At 74.0% G+C, this 22864-nt stretch carries 18 protein-coding genes and 1 pseudogene; 17 read left to right on the top strand and 2 right to left on the bottom strand.

All coding sequences use genetic code 11. The features are described 5' to 3' along the window. Nucleotides 1-82 precede the first annotated feature (82 nt). From FHU37_RS09875 to FHU37_RS09810, 14 genes and pseudogenes are all read left to right on the top strand, one after another. Nucleotides 83-604 carry a LemA family protein gene (locus tag FHU37_RS09875; RefSeq protein ID WP_179816149.1) on the top strand — a complete coding sequence of 174 codons (522 nt, stop codon included), beginning with the start codon at nucleotides 83-85 and terminating at the stop codon, nucleotides 602-604. Between the two features lie 244 nt (nucleotides 605-848). Then, a complete protein-coding gene (pdxS, locus tag FHU37_RS09870; RefSeq protein ID WP_312892525.1) occupies nucleotides 849-1772 on the top strand; it encodes a pyridoxal 5'-phosphate synthase lyase subunit PdxS in 924 nt (307 codons plus the stop codon). Nucleotides 1773-1893: 121 nt separating this feature from the next. Beyond that, nucleotides 1894-2520 (top strand): pyridoxal 5'-phosphate synthase glutaminase subunit PdxT, encoded by a 627-nt coding sequence (gene pdxT / locus FHU37_RS09865; RefSeq protein ID WP_179813847.1) that lies wholly within the window; start codon nucleotides 1894-1896, stop codon nucleotides 2518-2520. 192 nt (nucleotides 2521-2712) lie between these two features. Next, complete coding sequence (locus FHU37_RS09860) at nucleotides 2713-3465, top strand: YebC/PmpR family DNA-binding transcriptional regulator (RefSeq protein ID WP_179813846.1); 753 nt, start codon at nucleotides 2713-2715, stop codon at nucleotides 3463-3465. A 167-nt stretch (nucleotides 3466-3632) separates the two neighbouring features. Beyond that, a complete protein-coding gene (locus FHU37_RS09855) occupies nucleotides 3633-4523 on the top strand; it encodes an SCO4651 family lipoprotein (RefSeq protein WP_179813845.1) in 891 nt (296 codons plus the stop codon). Nucleotides 4524-4611: 88 nt separating this feature from the next. Next, a pseudogene (ruvC, locus tag FHU37_RS09850) lies at nucleotides 4612-5160 on the top strand (crossover junction endodeoxyribonuclease RuvC); the annotation flags it as partial. 155 nt (nucleotides 5161-5315) lie between these two features. Then, nucleotides 5316-5936, top strand: a complete 621-nt coding sequence (gene ruvA, locus FHU37_RS09845) for a Holliday junction branch migration protein RuvA (RefSeq protein WP_179813843.1) — start codon at nucleotides 5316-5318, stop codon at nucleotides 5934-5936. 112 nt (nucleotides 5937-6048) lie between these two features. After that, the gene (gene ruvB, locus FHU37_RS09840; RefSeq protein ID WP_179813842.1) at nucleotides 6049-7233 is read left to right on the top strand and encodes a Holliday junction branch migration DNA helicase RuvB; all 1185 of its coding nucleotides are present in this window, start codon (nucleotides 6049-6051) and stop codon (nucleotides 7231-7233) included. A 342-nt stretch (nucleotides 7234-7575) separates the two neighbouring features. Next, a complete protein-coding gene (gene yajC, locus FHU37_RS09835; protein ID WP_312892524.1) occupies nucleotides 7576-8070 on the top strand; it encodes a preprotein translocase subunit YajC in 495 nt (164 codons plus the stop codon). Between the two features lie 151 nt (nucleotides 8071-8221). Further along, on the top strand, nucleotides 8222-10153 hold the full coding sequence (gene secD, locus FHU37_RS09830) for a protein translocase subunit SecD (RefSeq protein ID WP_179813841.1): 1932 nt from the start codon (nucleotides 8222-8224) through the stop codon (nucleotides 10151-10153). Further along, a complete protein-coding gene (gene secF, locus FHU37_RS09825) occupies nucleotides 10150-11244 on the top strand; it encodes a protein translocase subunit SecF (RefSeq protein ID WP_179813840.1) in 1095 nt (364 codons plus the stop codon). Before secD ends, secF begins: the two co-directional genes overlap by 4 nt. An 8-nt stretch (nucleotides 11245-11252) precedes the next feature. Further along, entirely contained in the window at nucleotides 11253-11825 is a 573-nt protein-coding gene (locus tag FHU37_RS09820) for an adenine phosphoribosyltransferase (protein ID WP_312892523.1), read from the top strand. Nucleotides 11826-12151: 326 nt separating this feature from the next. Continuing rightward, nucleotides 12152-14758 (top strand): RelA/SpoT family protein, encoded by a 2607-nt coding sequence (locus tag FHU37_RS09815; RefSeq protein WP_179813839.1) that lies wholly within the window; start codon nucleotides 12152-12154, stop codon nucleotides 14756-14758. A 180-nt stretch (nucleotides 14759-14938) separates the two neighbouring features. Beyond that, the gene (locus tag FHU37_RS09810) at nucleotides 14939-15910 is read left to right on the top strand and encodes a helix-turn-helix transcriptional regulator (protein WP_179813838.1); all 972 of its coding nucleotides are present in this window, start codon (nucleotides 14939-14941) and stop codon (nucleotides 15908-15910) included. A gap of 204 nt (nucleotides 15911-16114) precedes the next feature. Here the strand turns inward: FHU37_RS09810 and FHU37_RS09805 are convergent, their stop codons facing one another. Both FHU37_RS09805 and FHU37_RS09800 read right to left on the bottom strand, forming a co-directional pair. Beyond that, nucleotides 16115-17344, bottom strand: coding sequence for a DUF349 domain-containing protein (locus FHU37_RS09805; RefSeq protein WP_179813837.1), 1230 nt, complete (start codon nucleotides 17342-17344; stop codon nucleotides 16115-16117). 264 nt (nucleotides 17345-17608) lie between these two features. After that, on the bottom strand, nucleotides 17609-18457 hold the full coding sequence (locus FHU37_RS09800; RefSeq protein WP_179813836.1) for a peptidylprolyl isomerase: 849 nt from the start codon (nucleotides 18455-18457) through the stop codon (nucleotides 17609-17611). A gap of 332 nt (nucleotides 18458-18789) precedes the next feature. Between FHU37_RS09800 and FHU37_RS09795 the strand changes: the two genes are divergently transcribed. From FHU37_RS09795 to aspS, 3 genes are read left to right on the top strand one after another with little or no spacing between them, the layout of a single operon-like run. Further along, nucleotides 18790-19542: an MBL fold metallo-hydrolase gene (locus tag FHU37_RS09795; protein WP_179813835.1), complete on the top strand. Its 753-nt coding sequence runs from the start codon at nucleotides 18790-18792 to the stop codon at nucleotides 19540-19542. Between the two features lie 11 nt (nucleotides 19543-19553). Next, the gene (hisS, locus tag FHU37_RS09790) at nucleotides 19554-20834 is read left to right on the top strand and encodes a histidine--tRNA ligase (protein WP_179813834.1); all 1281 of its coding nucleotides are present in this window, start codon (nucleotides 19554-19556) and stop codon (nucleotides 20832-20834) included. After that, nucleotides 20831-22645 (top strand): aspartate--tRNA ligase, encoded by a 1815-nt coding sequence (gene aspS, locus FHU37_RS09785; protein ID WP_179813833.1) that lies wholly within the window; start codon nucleotides 20831-20833, stop codon nucleotides 22643-22645. Before hisS ends, aspS begins: the two co-directional genes overlap by 4 nt. Nucleotides 22646-22864: the final 219 nt, after the last annotated feature.

Genomic DNA, 22864 nt, shown 5'->3' with positions numbered 1-22864 from the left:
CCTCGCCGGCCCCGTCCCGTCCGCCGATCCCGCCCACCCCGTGCTGGCGGCCACCGCGGGATCGCCGGGCGCCACCGGCTGGCTGTGGGGCCTCGCCCTGCTGGTGCTGGTCGGCGTCTACCTCAGCTGGACGGCCGGCCGACTGGACCGGCTGCACGCCCGCATCGACGCCGCCCGCGCCGCGCTCGACGCCCAGCTGCTCCGCCGGGTCTCCATCGCCCAGGAGATCGCGGTCTCCGGGATGCTCGACCCGGCCACCGCGCTGGTCCTCTACCAGGCCGCGCACGCCGCCCGGCTGGCCGGCGACGAGCAGCGCGAACTCGTCGAGAGCGACCTCAGCCAGGCGCTGCGCGCCGTCTTCGACGAGCCCGGCCAGCTCGACGAGCTGCGCGCCACGCCCGCCGGCCAGGAGGCGGTCGAGGAGCTGACCACCGCCGTCCGCCGGGTGCCGATGGCCCGCCGCTTCCACAACGACGCCGTCCGGGCCGCCCGCGCGGTGCGCCGCCACCGGCTGGTCAGGTACCTGCGGCTGGCCGGCCGCGCGCCCTTCCCGATGACCTTCGAGATGGACGACGAGCCGCCCAAGGCGCTCGCGCACGACTGAACGCGCGCGCGACCGCACCGGGCGTCGGCGGGCGTCGGCGGGCGGCCCGGATCCCGGGCCCGAGGCCGTTGGCCGCCTCACCCCCGGCCTCCGTATCCGCCCTGCTCGGCGGCGTCCTACGATGGAGGCGGCGCACCGCGAGGCGCCCCAGGCTCAAAACGTTTCCGCTGTCCCGGCGGGTCCCCTTGGGCCGCCGGGCCCCGCGGGCCCTGCGCACCGGTCCGTCAACCAGTGAGGTCACCCCGTGTCCAGCACCCCTTCCGGCACCCCCGAGCAGGTCGAAGCCCGCGAACTCGGCACCGACCGCGTCAAGCGCGGCATGGCCGAGCAGCTCAAGGGCGGTGTGATCATGGACGTGGTCACCCCCGAGCAGGCCAAGATCGCCGAGGACGCCGGTGCCGTCGCCGTCATGGCACTGGAGCGGGTGCCCGCCGACATCCGCAAGGACGGCGGCATCGCCCGGATGTCCGACCCCGACATGATCGAGGGCATCATCGACGCCGTCTCCATCCCGGTGATGGCCAAGGCCCGCATCGGCCACTTCGTCGAGGCGCAGGTCCTCCAGGCGCTCGGCGTCGACTACGTCGACGAGTCGGAGGTGCTCACCCCGGCCGACGAGACCCACCACATCGACAAGTGGGCCTTCACCGTGCCCTTCGTCTGCGGCGCCACCAACCTGGGCGAGGCGCTGCGCCGCATCGCCGAGGGCGCGGCCATGATCCGCTCCAAGGGCGAGGCCGGCACCGGCAACGTCGTCGAGGCCACCCGCCACATGCGGCAGATCCGCGCGGACATCCGCCGGCTCACCCAGCTCGACGAGACCGAGCTGTTCGTCGCGGCGAAGAACCTCCAGGCCCCCTACGAGCTGGTCAAGGAGGTCGCGAGCGCCGGCCGGCTGCCGGTCGTGCTGTTCACCGCCGGCGGCATCGCCACCCCCGCCGACGCCGCCATGATGATGCAGCTCGGCGCCGAGGGCGTCTTCGTCGGCTCCGGCATCTTCAAGTCCGGCGACCCGGCCAAGCGCGCCGAGGCCATCGTGAAGGCCACCACCTTCTACGACGACCCCTCGGTGATCGCCAAGGTCTCCCGGGGGCTGGGCGAGCCGATGGTCGGCATCAACATCGACACCCTGCCGGACGACCAGCGCTACGCCCAGCGCGGCTGGTGAGCACCGGCCGCCCGCAGTAGCCGACCGAACCGGTCCCCTCCCGCCCGCCGCTCGGCGTGGGCGGGAGGGGACCGGGCCGCGTCGCCGCCCACCCGTTCCCCGCGCACCCGAAGGACCACCCGTGACCCTCACTCCCGTCGTCGGCGTGCTCGCCCTGCAGGGCGACGTGCGCGAGCACAGCATCGCCCTGGCCGAGGCCGACGCGCTGGCCCGCCCGGTCCGCCGGCCCGAGGAACTGGCCGAGGTGGACGCCCTGGTCATCCCCGGTGGCGAGTCCACCACCATGGCCAAGCTCGCCGCCGCGTTCGACCTGCTGGTGCCGCTGCGCGAGCGGGTGGCGGGCGGCATGCCGGTGTACGGCTCCTGCGCCGGGATGATCATGCTGGCCGACCGGCTGCTGGACGGCCGCCCCGACCAGCAGACCATCGGCGGCCTGGACGTGACCGTGCGCCGCAACGCCTTCGGCCGCCAGGTCGACTCCTTCGAGGCCGAGCTGGACTTCGCCGAACTGGACGGCGGGCCGGTGCGCGCCGTGTTCATCCGCGCCCCCTGGGTGGAGTCGGTGGGGGAGTCGGTGGAGGTGCTGGCCACCGTGGCCTCCGGGCCGGCCGAGGGGCGTGCCGTGGCGGTGCGCCAGGGCAACCTGCTGGCCACCTCCTTCCACCCCGAGCTCACCGGCGACCACCGGGTGCACCGGATGTTCGTGGAGATGGTCCGCGCCCGGCTGGGGCAGCCGGCGGCGCGCTGAGCGGCGCCGGGGCCAGGCCGGGGCCGCTGCGGGGCCGGGGCGGGGCGTGCGGCAACGCGCCGGGCGGAGCCGGAGCGGGGTGTCCGTCCTCACGTCCCGCGACGGTAGGATCGATCGGTCCGGCCGCCGCGGCCCGTTGCGTGCCCCGCGGCCGAGATTTCCATGTGTCGGTGACGAGAAGGAGTCAGGCGGATGTCCGGCCACTCAAAGTGGGCGACCACCAAGCACAAGAAGGCCGTGATCGACGCCAAGCGCGGCAAGCTGTTCGCCAAGCTGATCAAGAACATCGAGGTGGCGGCCCGCACCGGCGGCGGTGACCCGGAGGGCAACCCGACGCTCTACGACGCCATCCAGAAGGCGAAGAAGAGCTCGGTCCCCAACGACAACATCGACCGCGCGGTCAAGCGCGGCGCGGGTCTGGAGGCCGGCGGCGCCGACTACCAGACGATCATGTACGAGGGGTACGGGCCGAACGGCGTCGCGGTGCTCATCGAGTGCCTGACGGACAACCGCAACCGCGCCGCCTCCGAGGTGCGCGTGGCGATGACCCGCAACGGCGGCTCCATGGCCGACCCGGGCTCGGTGTCCTACCTGTTCAACCGCAAGGGCGTCGTCATCGTCCCGAAGAACGGCCTCACCGAGGACGACGTGCTCACCGTCGTCCTGGACGCCGGCGCCGAGGACGTCAACGACCTCGGCGAGGCCTTCGAGGTGGTCAGCGAGGCCACCGACCTGGTGGAGGTCCGCTCCGCGCTGCAGAAGGCCGGCATCGACTACGACTCGGCCGAGGCCAACTTCCTTCCCAGCGTCCAGGTGGAGCTGGACGAGGAGGGCGCGCGGAAGATCTTCAAGCTGATCGACGCGCTGGAGGACAGCGACGACGTGCAGAACGTCTACGCCAACTTCGACGTGCCCGACGACATCATGGCCAAGGTCGAGGGCTGACCTCCCCCCGCCATCCCAGGGCGGCGTGTGCCCCCCGGTCCCGAACCGGGCGCACACGCCGCCCTGCTGTTCGCCGGGGTGCCCCCGAGAAGCGGCTGACCATCAGTCATATAGGCTGATGATCTTCGTCTGCCGGGTGGCGGGCGCGAGTGGGGAGGGTGTCGGACATGCATCGGGGAGCACGGGCCGTCGCGGTGGGCGCGCTCATGGTCGCGGCGGTCGTGGGATGCGGCGCCCGGGAGCCGATCGTCCGGCTGCCGGAGGCGGCGCCGACGCCGAGCGCCGGGGCACCCACCGCCGAGGCCGCCGCGGAGGCGTCGGCCGACGCGGCCCGCCGGGACATCGACGCGGTCGTCGCCGCCCTGGAGGAGGCCGGAACGGCCCGAGTGGAAACGGAGTACACCCTCGGCGGGGAAGGGATGGACATGTCCGGCCACTACGACTGGCGTGCCACCCCGACCGGGTACCTCAGCATGCGGGTGCCCGAGGGAGCGTTCGCCGACTCCTTCGGGGCGTTCGCCGTCGACGGAGCGGTGGAGACGGTCCACACGCCCCGGCTCACGTACATCCGCCTGCCCGAGCCGGTGCAGGGCCGCTCGTGGCTGGCGGTGGCCTCCGACGGGGGACCGACCTCGCCGACCGGTGACGCCGACATGCCGCGCGAGATGTCGGTCTTCCGGGACATCGACAACCTCCGGCTGTCGGGCGACGCGGAGGTGGAGGGGCAGACCGTGCGCCACTACCTCGCCCTGACCACGTTCGAGGAGCTCTACCGGCTGCGCACCGGGAAGCCGATGTCGTCCGACCAGTTGGAGGAGCTGGAGGCGCTGGGCATGGAGCACGTGCGCATGGAACTCGCGGTGGGGGAGGACGACCTGCCGCTGCGGATGACGGCGACGACGATCGACGTGCCCGGATTCGGCGTCCCCTCCAACGACCTGCTGGTCTCCCGCATGGACTTCCTGGAGTTCGGCGCGGACGTCGACCGCCGGGTGCCCGCCGCGGACGACGTCCTGGAGGCCGAGGGCGCCCCCGGGGACGCGTCCGCGGCGGCCTGACGCCCCGGCCCCACCGCGCCGGCGCTGTCCGTGTCGGCGGGTAGCCTTCCTGGCGGAGCGACCACGGGGTGAAGGCGAGGCGTGCGGCGTGCGGGTACTGGGAGTGGACCCTGGGCTGACCCGGTGCGGGGTCGGCGTCGTCGACGGGGCCCCCGGGCGGCGCCTGGACCTCGTCGGCGTCGGCGTGGTCCGCACCCCCGCCGACGCCCCGATCGGCGAGCGGCTGCTCCGCGTCGAGCAGGGCCTGGAGGAGTGGTTGGACGCCCACCGCCCCGACCTGGTCGCCGTCGAGCGGGTCTTCGCCCAGCACAACGTGCGCACCGTGATGGGCACCGCCCAGGCCAGCGCCGTCGCCATGCTCTGCGCCACCCGGCGCGGCATACCGGTCGCCCTGCACACCCCCAGCGAGGTCAAGGCCGCCGTCACCGGCAGCGGGCGGGCCGGCAAGGAGCAGGTCGGGGTGATGGTCACCCGGCTGCTGCGGCTGCGCGAGATGCCCAAGCCGGCGGACGCCGCCGACGCCCTGGCGCTGGCCATCTGCCACCTGTGGCGCGGCACCGCGACCGGCCGGATCGGCGCCGCGAAGGCCGCCGAGGACGGCCGCACCGCCGCCCCGGCGGCCCGCCGCCCCCCGGCGCCGGGCACGCTGGCCGCGCGCGTCCTGGCCGCCCGCGAGGCCGCCGCCGCCCCTGCGCCCGCCCGTCCCGACGCCGCTCCCGCCCCTGCCACCGCCGTCGGCGACGCCGGCCCCGACGACCTCCCCGACCACCACCACACCCCGCAGGACACCGCATGATCGCCTCGATCACCGGGCGGGTCACCGCCCTCACCCCCGACGCCGCCGTGCTGGAGACGGGCGGCGTCGGACTCCTGGTGCACTGCACCCCGACCACCCTCGCCGACCTCACCGTCGGAGAGGAACGGCGGCTGGCCACCTCCCTGGTCGTCCGCGAGGACGCCCTCACCCTCTACGGCTTCCTCGACGACGACGAGCGGCTCACCTTCGAGCTCCTGCAGACCGCCGGCGGCGTCGGCCCCCGGCTGGCCCAGGCGATGCTCGCCGTGCACAGCCCGGACGGGCTGCGCCGCGCGTTCGCCAGCGGCGACGAGAAGGCCCTCACCGCCGTGCCCGGCATCGGCAAGAAGGGCGCGCAGCGCCTCCTGCTGGAACTGAAGGACCGGCTCGGCGCCCCGCGCGGCACCGCCGCCCCCGAGCGGGCCGCGGCCGGCCCGGACGCCTGGGCCGACCAGCTGCACGCCGCCCTGGTCGGCCTCGGCTACCAGCCCCGGGAGGCCGAGGAGGCCGTGCGCGCGGTCACCCCGGAGGCCGAGGCGGCCACTGCCGAGGGGCGCAGCCCCCAGCTCGCGACCCTGCTGCGGTCCGCGCTGCGCGGCCTGAACCGCACCCGCTGACCCCCGCCGCCGAGAGCGCGGCCCCGCCGCCGCGCCCCGCCGGCACCACCCACCCGCGGAGCCGACGGGCGCCCGCGCCCGTCCCCCGCCGTCCACCAGGAGGCCACAGCCCATGACCCCGCCCTCGTTCGACGCCGACGCGGCGGCCGGCGCCCCGGCGCCCGACGCCGACCGCCTGGTGGCCGCCGACGCCGACGGCGAGGACCGGGCCGTCGAAGCGGCGCTGCGGCCCCGCAGCCTCGGCGAGTTCGTCGGGCAGGAGCGCGTCCGCGAGCAGCTCTCCCTCGTCCTGCAGGCCGCCCTGCAGCGCGGCGCCACCCCGGACCACGTGCTGCTCAGCGGGCCGCCCGGGCTGGGCAAGACCACCCTGTCGATGATCATCGCCGCCGAGATGGGCGCCCCCATCCGCATCACCTCCGGCCCCGCCATCCAGCACGCCGGCGACCTCGCCGCCATCCTCTCCTCGCTCACCGAGGGCGAGGTGCTGTTCCTCGACGAGATCCACCGGATGTCCCGGCCCGCCGAGGAGATGCTGTACATGGCCATGGAGGACTTCCGGGTCGACGTCGTCGTCGGCAAGGGCCCGGGCGCCACCGCCATCCCGCTGGAGCTGCCGCCGTTCACCCTGGTCGGCGCCACCACCCGGGCCGGCCTGCTGCCGCCGCCGCTGCGCGACCGCTTCGGCTTCACCGGGCACATGGACTTCTACGCCCCCGCCGAACTCGAACGCGTGGTGCACCGCTCCGCCCGGCTGCTGGACGTGCCGGTGGACGCCGAGGGCGCCGCGGAGATCGCCGGCCGCTCCCGGGGCACCCCCCGCATCGCCAACCGGCTGCTCCGCCGGGTGCGCGACTACGCCCAGGTCAAGGCGGACGGCCGGATCACCCGGCGGATCGCGGCCGACGCGCTGGACGTCTACGAGGTCGACGCCTCCGGGCTGGACCGCCTCGACCGGGCCGTGCTCGACGCGCTGCTGCGGCTGTTCGGCGGCGGACCGGTGGGCCTGTCCACGCTGGCCGTGGCGGTGGGGGAGGAGAGCGAGACCGTGGAGGAGGTCGCCGAGCCCTTCCTGGTGCGCGCCGGCCTGCTGGCGCGCACACCGCGCGGCCGGATCGCCACCGCCGCGGCCTGGCGGCACATGGGCCTGCGCCCGCCGGCCGGCAGCGCGGCGGCCGCCCTGGCCCAGGCGGGGCAGGAGGAGCTGTTCCCGGCGGACCCGGCCGGTCCCGGGAGCCCGGCCGGTTCGGCCGGGGCGCCGGCGGCGGCGTCCGGGGACGGCTCGCCCGAGGGGACTTGACCGGGGCTTGGGGAGGGCTTGACCCGGGCTTGGCCGCCGGTTCGGCGGTGCGGCGGATGTCGGAATTCCACCGGTATTGGAATGCGATAAAGGGAATAGGCCCGGGGTGAATCGGCGGTGACGGAAACCGGATCGGAACAGTACGGCGTGCGTCGCACGTTGTTACGGAAGGCCACGACCGCTTAGACTCCGCCACGCCATCAGTCTCCGGGCCGCGTCCGCCGGGACTCTCCGCCGAGGATCCGCGACGACTTCGACGGGGCGCCCGGGCCGCCGACCCGGGCGGCAAGCCCCACCCCAACCTCGGCCGCCCCGCGCGGCCTGCGAAGGACTGTACTCACCGTGGAACTCCTCTTCCCGCTCATCGCGTTCGCGGCCCTGATGTGGTTCATGAGTCGCTCGAACCGCAAGCGCCAGCAGGCCGTCCAGCAGTTGCGCGACTCCATCACCCCGGGAACCGGAGTGCGGACCATCGCGTGGATGTACGCCCGGGTGAAGTCGGTGCACGACGACACCGTGGAACTGGAACTCAGCCCCGGCGTCTACGCCACCTTCGGCAAGACCGCCATCGCGGCCGTCCTGGACGACGACGAGTACGACCGGATCGTGCACGGCGTGGAGATCGACGGCAGCCACGTTCCCGACTCCCCGGCCGGCCTGACCGACGGGGTGGACCTCGGCAAGCGGCGCACCGGGGAGGAGCACGGCGAGGAGGCTGACGAGGCCACCGAGGGTCCCAAGGACACCCGCCCCGAGGACGGCACGGACAGCGCGACGGACGCCGACGCCCGCGACGACGGGGACCAGCCCGGCGGCGACGGCGACCGCGGCAAGTGACGCGGTGAGGCAGTGACGCCACGGCCGGGCGTGGACGCCGCGGGGACGGCACGCCCGGCCTCCGGCCCGCGGGCACCGCGGTGATCGGGATACTTCACCCCTTCCCGGCGAGGCGGCTCGTCGGGAGGGTCGGACAGGGAGAAGCGTAGAGGTGGCAGCACCGAAGAAGAGGCAGCCAGGAGGGCGGCCGGGCCGACCGCTCGCCTTCACGGCGGTCCTGGTGATCGTGTTGGGCGTGATCATGTACGTCACCGACAACCGAACACCCAAGCTGGGCATCGACCTCGCCGGCGGCACGAGCATCACCCTCACCGCCGAGGCGCAGGAGGGCCAGGAGAACGCGGTCAACCCGACCAACATGGCCACCGCGGTGGACATCATCGAGCGGCGGGTGAACGGGTTCGGCGTCTCCGAGGCCACGGTCCAGACGCAGGGCAGCAACAACATCGTCGTCGAGATCCCCCGCGGCCGGGACGAGCGTTCCGCCGCGGAGCAGGTCGGCCGGACGGCGCAGCTGGAGTTCCGCCCCGTGCTGTCCACCACGGTGGGCGCGCCCATCACCGACATGGCCTCGCCCTCGCCGTCCGCCTCCGGCGACCCCTCCGCGGCCCCCTCGGCGTCGGCCTCGGCCGAGGCCAGCGCCCCCGCGGACGCCGCGGCCAGCCCTTCCGCCGACGCCTCCGCGTCCGCCGACGCCAGCGCCTCCGCGGACGCCGGCACGGACACCGAGACCGCCGAGCGGGCCGTGCCCCAGGCGCTGACCGCGGCCTCCGGCTCCGCCAGCCCCTCGGCCGAGGAGTCCCCGGCCGCCGAGGAGTCGGCCGCCGCGGAGGAGTCCCCGGCCGCCGAGGCCAGCCCGGCCCCGTCTGACGCCACCACCCTCAGCCCCGAGGAGCAGGCCGAGGCCGACGCCCTCGCCGAGGAGTTCCAGAACCTCGACTGCACCGACCCGGCCAACCGCACCGGCCGCGGCACCGACCCCGACGCCGAGGTCGTGGTGTGCAGTGAGGACGGCACCGCCAAGTACCTCCTCGGCCCGGTGGCCATCAGCGGCACCGACGTCACCGACGCCACCGCCGGCCTGCCCCAGGGCACCCAGGTGGGCGGCTGGCAGGTGAACCTGGAGTTCAACGCCGAGGGCGCCGAGAGGTTCACCGAGATCACCGGCCAGCTGGCCACCCAGACCGCGCCGATGAACCAGTTCGCCATCACGCTGGACGGCCAGGTCGTCTCCGCCCCCTCGGTCTCCTCCGCCATCCCCGGCGGCCAGGCCCAGATCACCGGTGGCTTCACCCAGGAGAGCGCCCAGGACCTCGCCAACATCCTGCGCTACGGCTCCCTGCCGCTCACCTTCGCGCAGAGCGACGTCACCCAGATCTCGCCCACCCTCGGTGGCGACCAGCTCCGCGGCGGCCTGATCGCCGGCGCCATCGGCCTCGGCCTGGTGGTCGTCTACTCGCTGCTCTACTACCGCGGGCTCGGCATCACCATCGTGTTCAGCCTCGTCATCGTGGCCGTGCTGACCTACGAGATCATGACGCTGCTCGGCCCCACCATCGGCTTCGCCATCACCCTGGCCGGCATCGCCGGAGCCGTGGTCGCCGTCGGCGTCACCGCCGACTCCTTCATCATCTTCTTCGAGCGCGTCCGCGACGAGCTCCGGGAGGGACGCTCGCTGCGCCCGGCCGTCGAGCACGGCTGGAAGCGGGCCCGGCGCACCATCCTGGTGTCCGACTTCGTGTCGTTCCTGGCCGCCGCGGTGCTGTACGTCGTCTCGGTCGGCACCGTCCGGGGCTTCGCCTTCACCCTCGGCCTGACCACGCTGATCGACGTGCTGGTGGTCTTCCTGTTCACCAAGCCCATGGTGACCTGGATGGCCCGGCGGAAGTTCTTCGCCGACGGCCACCCGCTGTCCGGCCTCGACCCGCGCCGGCTCGGCGCCACCAAGCAGCCGGTCCGCCGCCGCCTCCAGGGCGGCCGCCGCGCCACCCCCGGCACGGCAACGTCCACCGCGACGCCGCGTGAGAACGCGGCCTCGCCCGTCCCGGCCGGCCGTGCCGCCGCCGACCCCAAGGAGGCATGATGCCGCGAGCAGGCGACCTCGGTGCCCGGCTGTACCGAGGCGAGGTCTCCTACGACTTCGTGGGCAAGCGGCGCCTGTGGTACGGCGTCTCCGCCGTGCTGATCCTGGTCTCCGTCCTGGGCCTGGGCCTGCGCGGCCTGAACCTCGGCGTGGAGTTCTCCGGCGGCGCCGTCTTCACGGTCAACCAGGCCGGGCTGGGCGTCGACGAGGTCACCGAGGCCACCGAGGCCGTCGAGGGCATGGAGGAGCCCGAGGTCCAGACCCTGGGCGAGGACCGGGTCCGGGTCCGGGTCGGCGACCTCAGCTCCCAGGAGGCCAACGAGGCCAAGGTGCTCCTCGCCGAGGAGCTGGGCCTGCCCGCCGACGACGTGGACGCCCAGGTCATCGGCCCCAGCTGGGGCGACCAGATCTCCGAGCGCGCCCTGATCGGCATCGCCGTCTTCCTGGTGCTGGTCGTCGCCTACCTGTCGCTGGCGTTCGAGTGGAAGATGGCGGCGGGCGCCATCATCGCCCTGTTCCACGACATCGTGCTGACCGTCGGCATCTACGCCCTGGTCGGCTTCGAGGTCACCCCCGCCACGGTCACCGGCCTGCTGACCATCCTCGGCTACTCGCTGTACGACACCGTCGTCGTCTTCGACAAGGTCAAGGAGAACACCCGCGGCATCACCGCCCGGGCCACCCAGACCATCAGCGAGGCCGCCAACCTGGCCGTCAACCAGACCCTGGTGCGCTCCATCAACACCACCCTGGTGGCCCTGCTGCCGGTCGTGGCGCTGCTGGTGGTCGGCGTCGGCATCCTCGGCGCGGGCGTCATCCAGGACCTCGCCCTGGTGCTGTTCGTCGGCATGGCCACCGGCGCCTACTCCTCGATCTTCCTCGCCGCCCCGCTGTACGCGGCGCTGAAGGAGCGCGAGCCGGCCAGCATCGCCCTGGCCAAGCGGGTGGCCAGCCGCCGGGCCGCCGACCGCCGCAAGTCCGCCGAGCGCGCCTCCGGCGCCACCGACGGCGCGGACGACGACCCGGACGACGACGACACCGAATCCCCCCGAGACACCCTGCCGGCCGCCCGCGCGGGCCGACGGAAGTGAGCCCCACCGTGTCCACCCCCCTGCCCGCCGCCGCCCGGAACGGCGCGGACGCCGCCGCGCTGTGGCGCGCCCGGATCCGCGACGTCCCCGACCACCCCCGGCCGGGCGTGGTGTTCAAGGACATCACCCCGCTGCTGGCCGACGCCGAGGCGTTCGGCACGGCCGTGGAGGCGTTCGCCGACATCGTCGCCCGCCACGACGTGCAGGCGGTCCTCGGGCTGGAGGCGCGCGGCTTCATCCTGGGCGCCCCCGTCGCGCTGCGCACCGGGATCGGCTTCGTGCCGGCCCGCAAGGCCGGCAAGCTCCCCGGACCGGTGCACCGCGAGGCGTACCAGCTGGAGTACGGCACCGCCGAGGTGGAGGTGCAGCACGACGCGCTGGCGCCCGGCCAGCGGGTGCTCGTCCTCGACGACGTCCTGGCCACCGGCGGCACCGCCGGCGCGGCGATCCGGCTGGTGCGCCGCTGCGGCGCCGAGCCGGTCGCCTTCGCCGTCCTGCTGGAGCTCGGCTTCCTGGGCGGCCGGGAGCGGCTCGCCGCCGACTTCCCGGACCTCCCGGTGGAGGCGCTGCTGACCTCCTGACGGCGGCCGGGCGGCGCGCCCGCGCCGCCCGCACCGACGTCGACCCGCACTGGCCGGGCCGGGGAACCCTCCCGGCCCGGCCAGTGGGCTCGTCGGGACTATCCACGGCCCCGTGGTTGTTCGCACAAGCCGAGGCGGCTGTGATGCGCGCCGCACCCCCTACGATGGGGGAACAGGACTGACTCCTCCCCGCCCTCCCTCGGGCCGGCGACCAGCCGGCTCACGGGCGGGAGGAGAGGCCCACCTCGCCGCTGCCGGGGCGAGCCACCGGGCCGTGGTCGGCGACAGGAGGAATGCCAGTGCCGGACGCACACGATCGCCAGGCGATGCGGACCGCCCCTGGAGCGCGGACGGACGTCGCCGAGGCCCCCCGCCGCGAGGGCGCCGACCACGCGCAGCCCGCCGCCGCGCCCACCCCTTCGGCGGAGTCCGCCCCCCGCCCCACCCCGGGCACGGCCGGTCCCGGCGCCCCCGCGGCCCCCCGGGCCACCGCGGCGCCCCCCGCAGCCCCGCCCGCCGGTGCGGGCGCGGCCCGCCCCGCCGGCGCCGCCCCCTCCGCCGGCGCCACCCCGCCGGCCGCGGGCGCCCGCCCCACCCGCCGGGGCGGCATGGGCGGGATAACCCGGGCCAGCGGCTCCTCCAGCCGGGTGCGCGCCCGCCTCGCCCGCCTCGGCACCCAGCGCTCGGGCACCTTCAACCCCGTCCTGGAGCCGCTGTTCCGCATCGTCCGCGCCGGTGACCCCAAGGCCGACCTGCGCGACATCGAACGCGCCTACCAGGTCGCCGAACGCTGGCACCGCGGCCAGAAGCGCAAGAGCGGCGACCCGTACATCACCCACCCGCTCGCCGTCGCCACCATCCTCGCCGAGCTCGGCATGGACGCCCCCACCCTGATGGCCGGCCTGCTCCACGACACCGTCGAGGACACCGACTACGGGCTGGAGTCGCTGCGCCGCGACTTCGGCGACACCGTCGCCATGCTCGTCGACGGCGTCACCAAGCTCGACAAGGTCAAGTTCGGCGAGGCCGCCCAGGCCGAGACCGTCCGCAAGATGGTCGTCGCCATGGCCAAGGACCCCCGCGTCCTGGTCATCAAGCTCGCCGACCGGCTGCACAACATGCGCACCATGCGCTACCTGAAGCGGGAGAAGCAGGAGCACAAGGCCCGCGAGACCCTGGAGATCTACGCCCCGCTGGCCCACCGGCTGGGCATGAACACCATCAAGTGGGAGCTGGAGGACCTCGCCTTCGCGATCCTCTACCCCAAGATGTACGACGAGATCGTCCGCCTGGTCGCCGAGCGCGCCCCCAAGCGGGACGAGTACCTCGCCGTCGTCACCGACCAGGTGCAGCAGGACCTGCGCTCGGCCCGGATCCGCGCCACCGTCACCGGGCGCCCCAAGCACTACTACTCCGTCTACCAGAAGATGATCGTGCGGGGCCGCGACTTCGCCGAGATCTACGACCTGGTGGGCATCCGCGTCCTCGTCGACACCGTCCGCGACTGCTACGCCGCGCTGGGCACCATCCACGCCCGGTGGAACCCGGTGCCCGGGCGGTTCAAGGACTACATCGCGATGCCCAAGTTCAACATGTACCAGTCGCTGCACACGACGGTCATCGGGCCCGGCGGCAAGCCCGTCGAACTCCAGATCCGCACCTTCGACATGCACCGCCGCGCCGAGTACGGCATCGCCGCGCACTGGAAGTACAAGCAGCAGGCGGTCGCCGGCGGGGCACGCGGCCGCGGTGCCGGCGAGGACGCCCGGCCGGCCAGGACCACCGGCCGCACCGGCGACGGCGTCGGCGAGATGGCCTGGCTGCGCCAGCTCCTGGACTGGCAGAAGGAGACCACCGACCCGGGCGAGTTCCTCGACTCGCTGCGCTTCGACCTCTCCCGCACCGAGGTCTTCGTCTTCACCCCCAAGGGCGACGTCGTCGCGCTGCCCGCCGAGGCCACCGCCGTCGACTTCGCCTACGCCGTGCACACCGAGATCGGCCACCGCTGCGTCGGCGCCCGGGTCAACGGCCGCCTGGTGCCGCTGGAGTCCACCCTGGACAACGGCGACACCGTCGAGGTCTTCACCTCCAAGGCCGAGAACGCCGGCCCCAGCCAGGACTGGCTGGGCTTCGTGAAGTCCCCCCGGGCCCGCAACAAGATCCGCGCCTGGTTCTCCAAGGAGCGCCGCGAGGAGGCCATCGAGCACGGCAAGGAGGCCATCACCCGCGCCATGCGCAAGGTGAACATGCCCATCCAGCGCGTGCTCACCGGCGACTCCCTGGTCACCCTCGCCCACGAGATGCGCTACGCCGACATCTCCGCCCTCTACGCGGCGATCGGCGAGGGCCACGTCTCCGCGCAGCACGTGGTGGACCGCCTGGTGCAGGCGCTCGGCGGCGAGGAGGGCGCCAGCGAGGACCTCGCCGAGCTCACCCGTCCCTCCACCGGCACCCGGCGCCGCCGCGCCGCCGCCGACCCCGGCGTGATGGTGCGCGGCGTGGAGGACGTCTGGGTCAAGCTCTCCCGCTGCTGCACCCCGGTGCCCGGCGACCCCATCGTCGGCTTCGTCACCCGCGGCAACGGCGTCTCGGTGCACCGCACCGACTGCGTCAACGTCGACTCGCTGTCCCAGCAGCCCGAGCGCATGGTGGACGTCGAGTGGGCGCCCACCCAGTCCTCCGTCTTCCTCGTCGCCATCCAGGTCGAGGCGCTGGACCGCTCCCGGCTGCTGTCCGACGTCACCCGGGTGCTGTCCGACCAGCACGTCAACATCCTCTCGGCGGCCGTGCAGACCAGCCGCGACCGGGTGGCCACCTCCCGGTTCACCTTCGAGATGGGCGACCCCAAACACCTCGGGCACGTCCTCAAAGCCGTCCGCGGCGTCGAGGGCGTCTACGACGTCTACCGGGTGACCTCCGCCAGACGAGGCTGAGCACAGGGCGGGACGGGAGGCCGGCGGCCGGTGGGGCCGCCGGCCTCCCGACGTCCTCCCACCCCCACCCCCGCGCCCGACCCGGCCCCGCCGGGACCGCCGGGCGCCGCCGGTGGGGCGTGACGAGCCGGAAACCACGGGGGCAGGATGCGCCGAACGCGCAGGAGGGAGAATGCGCACGTGCTGGAAATCCTCGGACTGTCGCACAGCGACTCCACCGTCTACGAGACCCTCGTGGACCGCCCCGCCGTCGGCCTGACCGACCTCGCCGAACTGTGCCCGACCGTCCCCCGGACACAGATACGGACGATCCTGCTCCGACTGGAGTCCCAGGGGCTCGTCAGCCGGCTGCCCAACCGGCCGGTCCGCTACGTGGCCTGCGCCCCGGACACCGCCCTCGGCACCCTGGTCGCCGCCCGCGAACGCGAACTCGCCGGCGTCCGCGACCGCCTGGAGGACCTCACCGGCCGCTGGCACACCGCCCGCACCGAAGCCGACCCGCACGAACTCGTCGAGATCGTCGACGGGGTGGAGGCCACCGCCCGCCGCGTCGAACAGATCCAGCGGGCCGCCCGCCGCGAGGTCCTGGTCGTCGACAAGCCGCCCTACGTCGGCGGGGGCCGGGGCGCCAACACCGTGGAACTCGAACTCCTCCGCGACCGCCGGGTCGCCTACCGCGCCATCTACGACCGCGAGGGCTTCGAGGCCGCCCAGAAGCAGCAGGAGGTCGAGGAGTTCATCGCCCTCGGCGAGCAGGCCCGGGTGCTGCCCGGCGTCCCGATGAAGATGATCATCGCCGACGACGCCGCCCTCGTCCCGCTGCAGCCCGGCGCCCGCGCCGTCGAGTCCGCCATGGTCGTGCACCGCTGCGGACTCCTCGACGCCCTGCACGCCCTGTTCGAGTCCCTGTGGACCCGCGCCATCCCCATCGTCTCCGGCCTGCCCGCCCAGGCCCTCGCCGCCGACGCCGCCCCCGAGGAGGCACAGCTCCTCCGCCTGCTCGCCGCCGGCCTCACCGACGAGGCCATCGCCCGCCAGCTCGACCTCGGGGTGCGCACCGTGCAGCGCCGCATCGCCCACCTGATGGTCCGTCTCGGCGCCGCCAACCGCCTCCAGCTCGGCATGCAGCTCGTCCGCAACGGCTGGGCCTGAGCCGGCACCTCCCGCGCCGCGGCCCGCCGCCGGCCCGGCCACGGGCCGCCCCTCCCCACGCCCGGGCCCCCGCCCCGGCCTCCCCACCGCCCGGCCCGCTCACGGCCCACCCGCCCCACGGCCCGCCCACACGACGGCGCGGCCCGCCACCGCCGAACCGCGATGACGGGCCGCGCCGCTGCCGGCACCCAGCCGCTGAACCACTCAGCCGCTGAACTCCTCCAGGCCCTTGCGCGCCTGCTCCAGCAGCGCCTCCCGACCGGCGAGCTCCCGCTCCAGACGCTCCACCTGCGAAGCGTTGCCGGCCGCGCGGGCCTTCTCCAGCCGCTGCCGCAACTGCTCCACGGCCGCCTCCAGCTGCCCGGTCAGACCCGCCGCCCGAGCCCGCGCCTCCGGGTTGGTGCGCCGCCACTCGGCCTCCTCGGCCTCCCGGATCGCCCGCTCCACCGCGTGCAGCCGGCCCTCCACCGCGGAACGCGCGTCCCGCGGCACCGGACCGATCTCCTCCCAGCGCTCACCGATCGACCGGAACGCCGCCCGCACCGCCTTGAGGTCCTTCACCGGCAGCAGCGCCTCGGCCTCCACCAGCAGCGCCTCCTTGGCCGTCTGGTTCTCCCGGTACTCCGCGTCACGCTCCGCGAACACCGCGTTGCGGGCCTGGAAGAAGACGTCCTGCGCGCCACGGAACCGCGCCCACAGCTCCTCCTCGGCCTCCCGCTGCGCCCGCCCCGCCGACTTCCACTCGTTCATCAGCTCGCGGTAGCGGGTCGCCGTCGCGCCCCAGTCGGTGGAGTCCCGCAGCGCCTCCGCCTCGGCGACCAGCTTCAGCTTGCGCAGCCGGGCGTCCTCGCGCTGCGCGTCCAGCGAGGCGAAGTGCGACTTGCGGCGCTTGGAGAACGTCGAGCGGGCGTGCGAGAAGCGGTGCCACAGCTCGTCGTCGCTCTTGCGGTCCAGCCGCGGCAGGCCCTTCCAGGTGTCCACCAGCGCACGCAGCCGGTCACCGGCCACCCGCCAGTCCGTGGACTCCGCCAGCCGCTCCGCCTCCGCGACCACCTGCTCCTTGGCCTCACGCGCCTCCGCCTGGGCCCGCGCCTTGCGCTCCCGGCGCTCCTCGCCGCGCTTGTGCACCAGCGCCACCAGCGCGTCCAGCCGCTCGCCCAGGGCCTGGAGGTCCCCCACCGCGTGCGCCTCGTCCACCGCGGTGCGCAGGTGCTCGATGGCGGTCATGGCGTCCTTGACCGCAAGGTCCGTGGTGCGCACCCGGCGCTCCAGCAGCTCGATCTCCACGACCAGGCCGTCGTACTTGCGCTTGAAGTACGCCAGGGCCTCGTCGGGGGAGCCGGCCTGCCACGAACCGACGACGCGCTCGCCGTCAGCCGTGCGGACGTACACGGTCCCCTGCTCGTCGACACGGCCCCACGGGTCGCTGCTCACAGCGCCTCCTCACCATGATCGGCGACGAGCGTGCCCGCGGCCCGCCGATCGCCCATCGTCCACAGTCCTGCCCCGGCCCCCGCGCGCGGACCGCACCGGCGGCCGGCCTCCCGCCGCCGCGTCGCGGCGGGACGTCCAGGCAGGTCATTACACAGGAAACATAGGCGACCGGCGGGCCCCTTGTCCGCACCGCGAGCCACGAACAGTCAACCGGAATCGAACCGTCATCCGGTCCCGGGGGCCGGCCGCCCGACTCCCGCCGGCTCAGGACTCCTTCGGCGCGACGGTCACGTCCGTCAACTGCACGCCCTGCACCGGCGCGCCGTCCTGGCCGCCGCCCTGCACCCCGGCCGCGGCCACCGCCGCCACCCGGTCCAGCCCGGACGTGACGGTGCCGAACGGCGTGTAGCTCGCCGGCAGTTGGCTGTCCTCGTACACGATGAAGAACTGGCTGCCGCCGGAGTCCGGCTGACCGGTGTTCGCCATCGCCACCGTGCCCGCCGGGTAGGTCTCGCCCTCCACCGCCGGGTCGTCCAGGTTCTCGTCCGGGATGGTGTAGCCCGGGCCGCCGGTGCCCTGGCCGGTCGGGTCGCCGCACTGCAGCACGTTCAGGGTCCCGCTGGTCACCCGGTGGCAGACCGAGTTGTCGAAGTAGTCCTCGCCGGCCAGGAACGCGAAGGAGTTCACCGTGTGCGGGGCCTTGGAGGCGTCCATCTCCACCGTGATGTCACCGCAGTTGGTCGCCAGCGTCATCGTGTAGGTGGCGGACTCGTCGATCTCCATCGCCGGCTCGGCGTCGAACGTCGCCCCGTTCGGGGTGGCGTCCGTCGGCTCGGTGCAGCCCTCGATCGGCGTGGCCACGGTCGAGGCGGAGGCCGACGGCGAGGGCGACGCCGTGTCCGCCGCGGTGTCCTGCGAGGAGTCGTCGTCCCCGCCGACCAGCTCCACCGTCGTCCACGCGCCGCCGGCCAGCACCAGCACGCCGGCCACCGTGAGCGCCGTGATGCGGTTGCGCCGCCGCCGCTTGGCCGCCGCCTCGCGCTGCCGCTCCAACTGCCGCAGGTGCCGCTGGCGCGCCAACTCCCGACGACGCTTCTCCTTGTTGCTGACCAAGGCTCGATCCCTTCTCCAGGCGCCCGGCGCGGCGCGGGCGGTACCCGCCGAAGACCGGGACGCGAACGGACATGCGGCGCACTCGCCCGCGCATTTTAGGTCCCCGGCCTGTCAAGGCGGCATCAGTGGGAGATATCAGTTTGCGGACCCCGGTGGGGCGGGGACGGGGCCGGACGCCCGGCGGGGCGCCCGGAGAGCCGCCTGGTGGGCCGCCCGGTGGGGCGGCGGACGCCACGCCCGGATTCGGTTCGCGTGGCCCGGCCGCCCGCCGGTAGGCTCCGACTACAGAGCGAATAAAGTTAGGCAACCGACCCGGACGTTTGAGGAGCGCCGTGCTCATCGCAGGATTTCCCGCCGGCGCCTGGGGCACCAACTGCTACGTCATCGCCCCCGCCGCGGGCGAGGAGTGCGTCATCGTCGACCCCGGCCACCAGGCCGCCGACGGCGTCGCCGAACTCCTGCGCGAGCACCGCCTCAAGCCGGTCGCCGCGCTCCTCACCCACGGCCACATCGACCACACCGCGTCCGTCGTCCCGGTCTGCGGAGCCTCCGGCATCCCCGCCTACATCCACCCGGACGACCGCTACATGCTCACCGACCCCGGCAAGGCCCTCGGCATCTCGCTCGGGGCCCAGCTGATGGGCGAGATCACCATCGGCGAACCCGACGACCTGCGCATCCTCGACGACGGCGACGTGCTGCCGCTCGCCGGACTGGAACTCACCGTGAACCACGCGCCCGGCCATACCAGGGGGTCGGTGACCTTCAGGCTCCCCGAGCAGGCGGACATCCCGCCCGTGCTCTTCTCCGGAGACCTGATCTTCGCCGGCTCCGTCGGACGCACGGACCTCCCCGGCGGCGACACCGCCGCCCTCATGGAGTCCCTGGCACGCGTGTGCCTGCCCCTGCCGGACCGGACCGTCGTCCTGTCCGGCCACGGGCCCCAGACCAGCATCGGCACCGAGCGCTCCGCCAACCCCTACCTGCGCCAGGCCGCCGCCCTCGCCGCCACCGCGGCGACGGACCGCGCCACGCCCGGCGACACGGACGGACCGGCGACCAGCGTCCCGCGACGAGGAATGTGACAACCCCAGCAGTGAGCACCTTCTCCGCCCCCAAGGGCACCTACGACCTCATCCCCCCGGACTCCGAGGCCTTCCTCGCCGTCCGCGAAGCCCTCGCCGCCCCCGCCCGGCGCGCCGGCTACGGCTACATCGAGACCCCCACCTTCGAGAGCACCGCCCTGTTCTCCCGCGGCGTCGGCGAGTCCACGGACATCGTCTCCAAGGAGATGTACACCTTCACCACCCGCGGCGGCGCCTCCCTCTCACTGCGCCCCGAGGGCACCGCCTCGGTGCTCCGCGCGGCCCTGGAGCGCAACCTGCACAAGCAGGGCCTGCCGGTGAAGCTGTGGTATTCCGGCTCCTACTACCGCTACGAGCGCCCCCAGGCCGGCCGCTACCGGCACTTCTCCCAGGTCGGCGCCGAGGCGCTGGGCGCCGAGGACCCGGCCCTGGACGCCGAGCTGATCACCATGGCCGTCGACGCCTTCACCGGCCTCGGCCTGAGCCAGGTCCGGCTGCTGCTCAACTCGCTCGGCTGCCGCGCCTGCCGTCCGGTGTACCGCGCCGCCCTCCAGGAGTTCCTGCGCTCCGTCGACCTGTCCTTCCTGGAGCCGGACGACGAGGCCGACATCCGCCGCCGGATCGAGATCAACCCGCTGCGCGTCCTCGACGACAAGCGCAAGGCCGTCCAGGAGCGCCTGGCCGGCGCCCCGCTCATGGCCGACCACCTGTGCGAGGAGTGCAAGGCGTACCACGAGCAGGTCCGCTCCCTGCTCACCGACGCCGGCGTCCGCTACGAGGACGACCCCAAGCTGGTGCGCGGCCTGGACTACTACACCCGCACCACCTTCGAGTTCGTCCACGACGGCCTCGGCGCCCAGTCCGCCGTCGGCGGCGGCGGCCGGTACGACGGCCTGTCCGAGATGATCGGCGGGCCCGCGCTGCCCTCGGTGGGCTACGCCATCGGCGTGGACCGCACCGTGCTCGCCCTCGCCGCCGAGGGCGTGGAGCTCACCCTGCCCGCGCGCACCCGGGTCTACGCCGTCCCGCTCGGCGAGGAGGCCCGCCGCACCCTGTTCGGGCTGGTCACCGAGTTGCGCCGGGCCGGCGTCGCGGCCGACATGGCCTACGGCGGCAAGGGCCTCAAGGGCGCCATGAAGTCCGCCGACCGCTCCGGCGCGGCCTTCGCCGTCGTCGCCGGCGAGCGCGACCTGGCCGAAGGCGTCGCCCAGCTGAAGGACCTGACCAGCGGCGAACAGACCCCCGTCGCCCTCACCGAACTCGTCACCACCATCAAGGAGAAGCTGTCGTGATCCGCACCCATGAAGCCGGCACGCTGCGCAAGGAGCACGCCGGCAGCATCGTCACCCTCGCCGGCTGGGTCGCCCGGCGCCGGGATCACGGCGGGGTGGCGTTTCTCGACCTGCGGGACGCCTCCGGCACCGTCCAGGTCGTGGTGCGGGACCTCGACGCCGCCCACGGGCTGCGCAGCGAGTACTGCGTGAAGGTGACCGGCGAGGTGGCCGTCCGCCCGGAGGGCAACGAGAACCCGGAGCTGCCCACCGGCGAGATCGAGGTCAACACCACCGAGCTGGAGGTGCTCTCCACCGCGGCCCCGCTGCCCTTCCCGGTCGCCGAGTACGAGCCCGGCTCGGTCAACGAGGAGGCCCGCCTCACCTACCGCTACCTGGACCTGCGCCGCGAGGGCCCGGCCCGTGCGCTGCGGCTGCGCTCCCGGGTCAACCACATCATCCGCTCGGTGATGGAGGAGAACGGCTTCCTCGACATCGAGACGCCGTACCTGACCCGCTCCACCCCCGAGGGCGCCCGCGACTTCCTCGTCCCGGTCCGGCTCCAGCCTGGCACCTGGTACGCGCTGCCGCAGTCCCCGCAGCTGTTCAAGCAGCTGCTGATGGTCGCCGGCATGGAGCGCTACTACCAGATCGCCCGCTGCTTCCGCGACGAGGACTTCCGCGCCGACCGGCAGCCGGAGTTCACCCAGCTCGACGTCGAGATGTCGTTCTGCGACACCGAGGACGTCCTCGCCCTCGGCGAGCAGGTCATCCGCCGCATCTGGAGCGAGGTGCACGGCGTCGAGCTGCCCGACCCGCTGCCCCGGATGACCTTCGCCGAGGCGATGTCCCGCTACGGCTCGGACAAGCCCGACCTGCGCTTCGGCCAGGAGCTGGTGGACCTCACCGAGTACTTCGCCGGCACCTCCTTCCGGGTCTTCCAGGCCGAGCACGTCGGCGCCGTGGTCATGCCCGGCGGCGCCGCGCAGACCCGCAAGGAGCTCGACGCCTGGCAGGACTGGGCCAAGGCGCGCGGCGCCAAGGGCCTGGCCTACGTGGTCGTCGACGCCGACAGCGGCGAGCTGCGCGGCCCGGTCGCCAAGAACCTGTCGGAGGAGCACCTCGGCGGCCTGCTCGAGGCCACCGGCGCGCGGCCCGGCGACGCCATCTTCTTCGCCGCCGGCAAGCGCACCGCCGCCCTGGAGCTGCTCGGCGCGGCCCGGCTGGAGATCGGCCGCCGCTGCGAGCTGATCGACGAGTCGGCGTGGAAGTTCGTGTGGATCGTGGACTGGCCGATGTTCGAGCCGCTGGAGGACGGCAACGGTGAGTTCACCGGCTGGCACGCCGTGCACCACCCGTTCACCGCGCCGTCGGGGCCTTACGTCGACACCTTCGACAAGGACCCGGCGAGCGCCATCGCGGACGCCTACGACCTGGTCCTCAACGGCTCCGAGATCGGCGGCGGCTCGCTGCGTATCCACCGCCGGGACGTGCAGCAGCGCGTCTTCCAGACCATCGGCCTGACCGAGGAGGAGGCGAACAGCCAGTTCGGCTTCCTGCTGGAGGCCTTCAACTACGGCCCGCCGCCGCACGGCGGCATCGCCTTCGGCCTGGACCGCCTGGTGGCGCTGCTCGGCGGGCTGGAGACCATCCGGGACGTCATCGCCTTCCCGAAGACCGCCTCCGGCGGCGACCCGCTGACCGGCGCCCCGACGCCGATCACCGCCGCGCAGCGCCGCGACGCCGGCGTGGACGCCAAGCCGAAGGTGGCCGACGACGTCGCCGCCCGCGCCATGCTCAAGGCCGCCAAGAGCACCGAGGGCACCTACTGACCGAGGCGCACCCACCGAACGCGGAACACGGGGCGGGGCCCGGACGCCATGCGTCCGGGCCCCGCCCCGTGTTCGTTCGGCGGGCGCGTGGGCTTTCTTGACCTGGCTTGACGAACTGCCGGGGGAGGTTTGGCGGACATTTTGCGGAACGGATCCTCACAACCCGGGATCCCCAACTCCCGTGCGTGGCAACGTAAGTGTCACGGAGCCGTAACGGAT

Origin of the sequence: Allostreptomyces psammosilenae, assembly GCF_013407765.1 — a bacterium.
In the GTDB taxonomy this organism is placed as follows: Bacteria; Actinomycetota; Actinomycetes; order Streptomycetales; family Streptomycetaceae; genus Allostreptomyces; species Allostreptomyces psammosilenae.
The sequence above is the reverse complement of the archived record's forward strand: the minus strand, read 5'-3'. Positions and strand labels throughout refer to the sequence as shown.

What these genes read in the sequence shown, in the direction of transcription:
- FHU37_RS09860 (WP_179813846.1), top strand. Translation starts at nt 2,713, where the DNA reads ATGTCCGGCCACTCAAAGTGGGCGACCACCAAGCACAAGAAGGCCGTG.
- FHU37_RS09855 (WP_179813845.1), top strand. Translation starts at nt 3,633, where the DNA reads ATGCATCGGGGAGCACGGGCCGTCGCGGTGGGCGCGCTCATGGTCGCG.
- ruvA (WP_179813843.1), top strand. Translation starts at nt 5,316, where the DNA reads ATGATCGCCTCGATCACCGGGCGGGTCACCGCCCTCACCCCCGACGCC.
- ruvB (WP_179813842.1), top strand. Translation starts at nt 6,049, where the DNA reads ATGACCCCGCCCTCGTTCGACGCCGACGCGGCGGCCGGCGCCCCGGCG.
- secF (WP_179813840.1), top strand. Translation starts at nt 10,150, where the DNA reads ATGATGCCGCGAGCAGGCGACCTCGGTGCCCGGCTGTACCGAGGCGAG.
- FHU37_RS09815 (WP_179813839.1), top strand. Translation starts at nt 12,152, where the DNA reads ATGCGGACCGCCCCTGGAGCGCGGACGGACGTCGCCGAGGCCCCCCGC.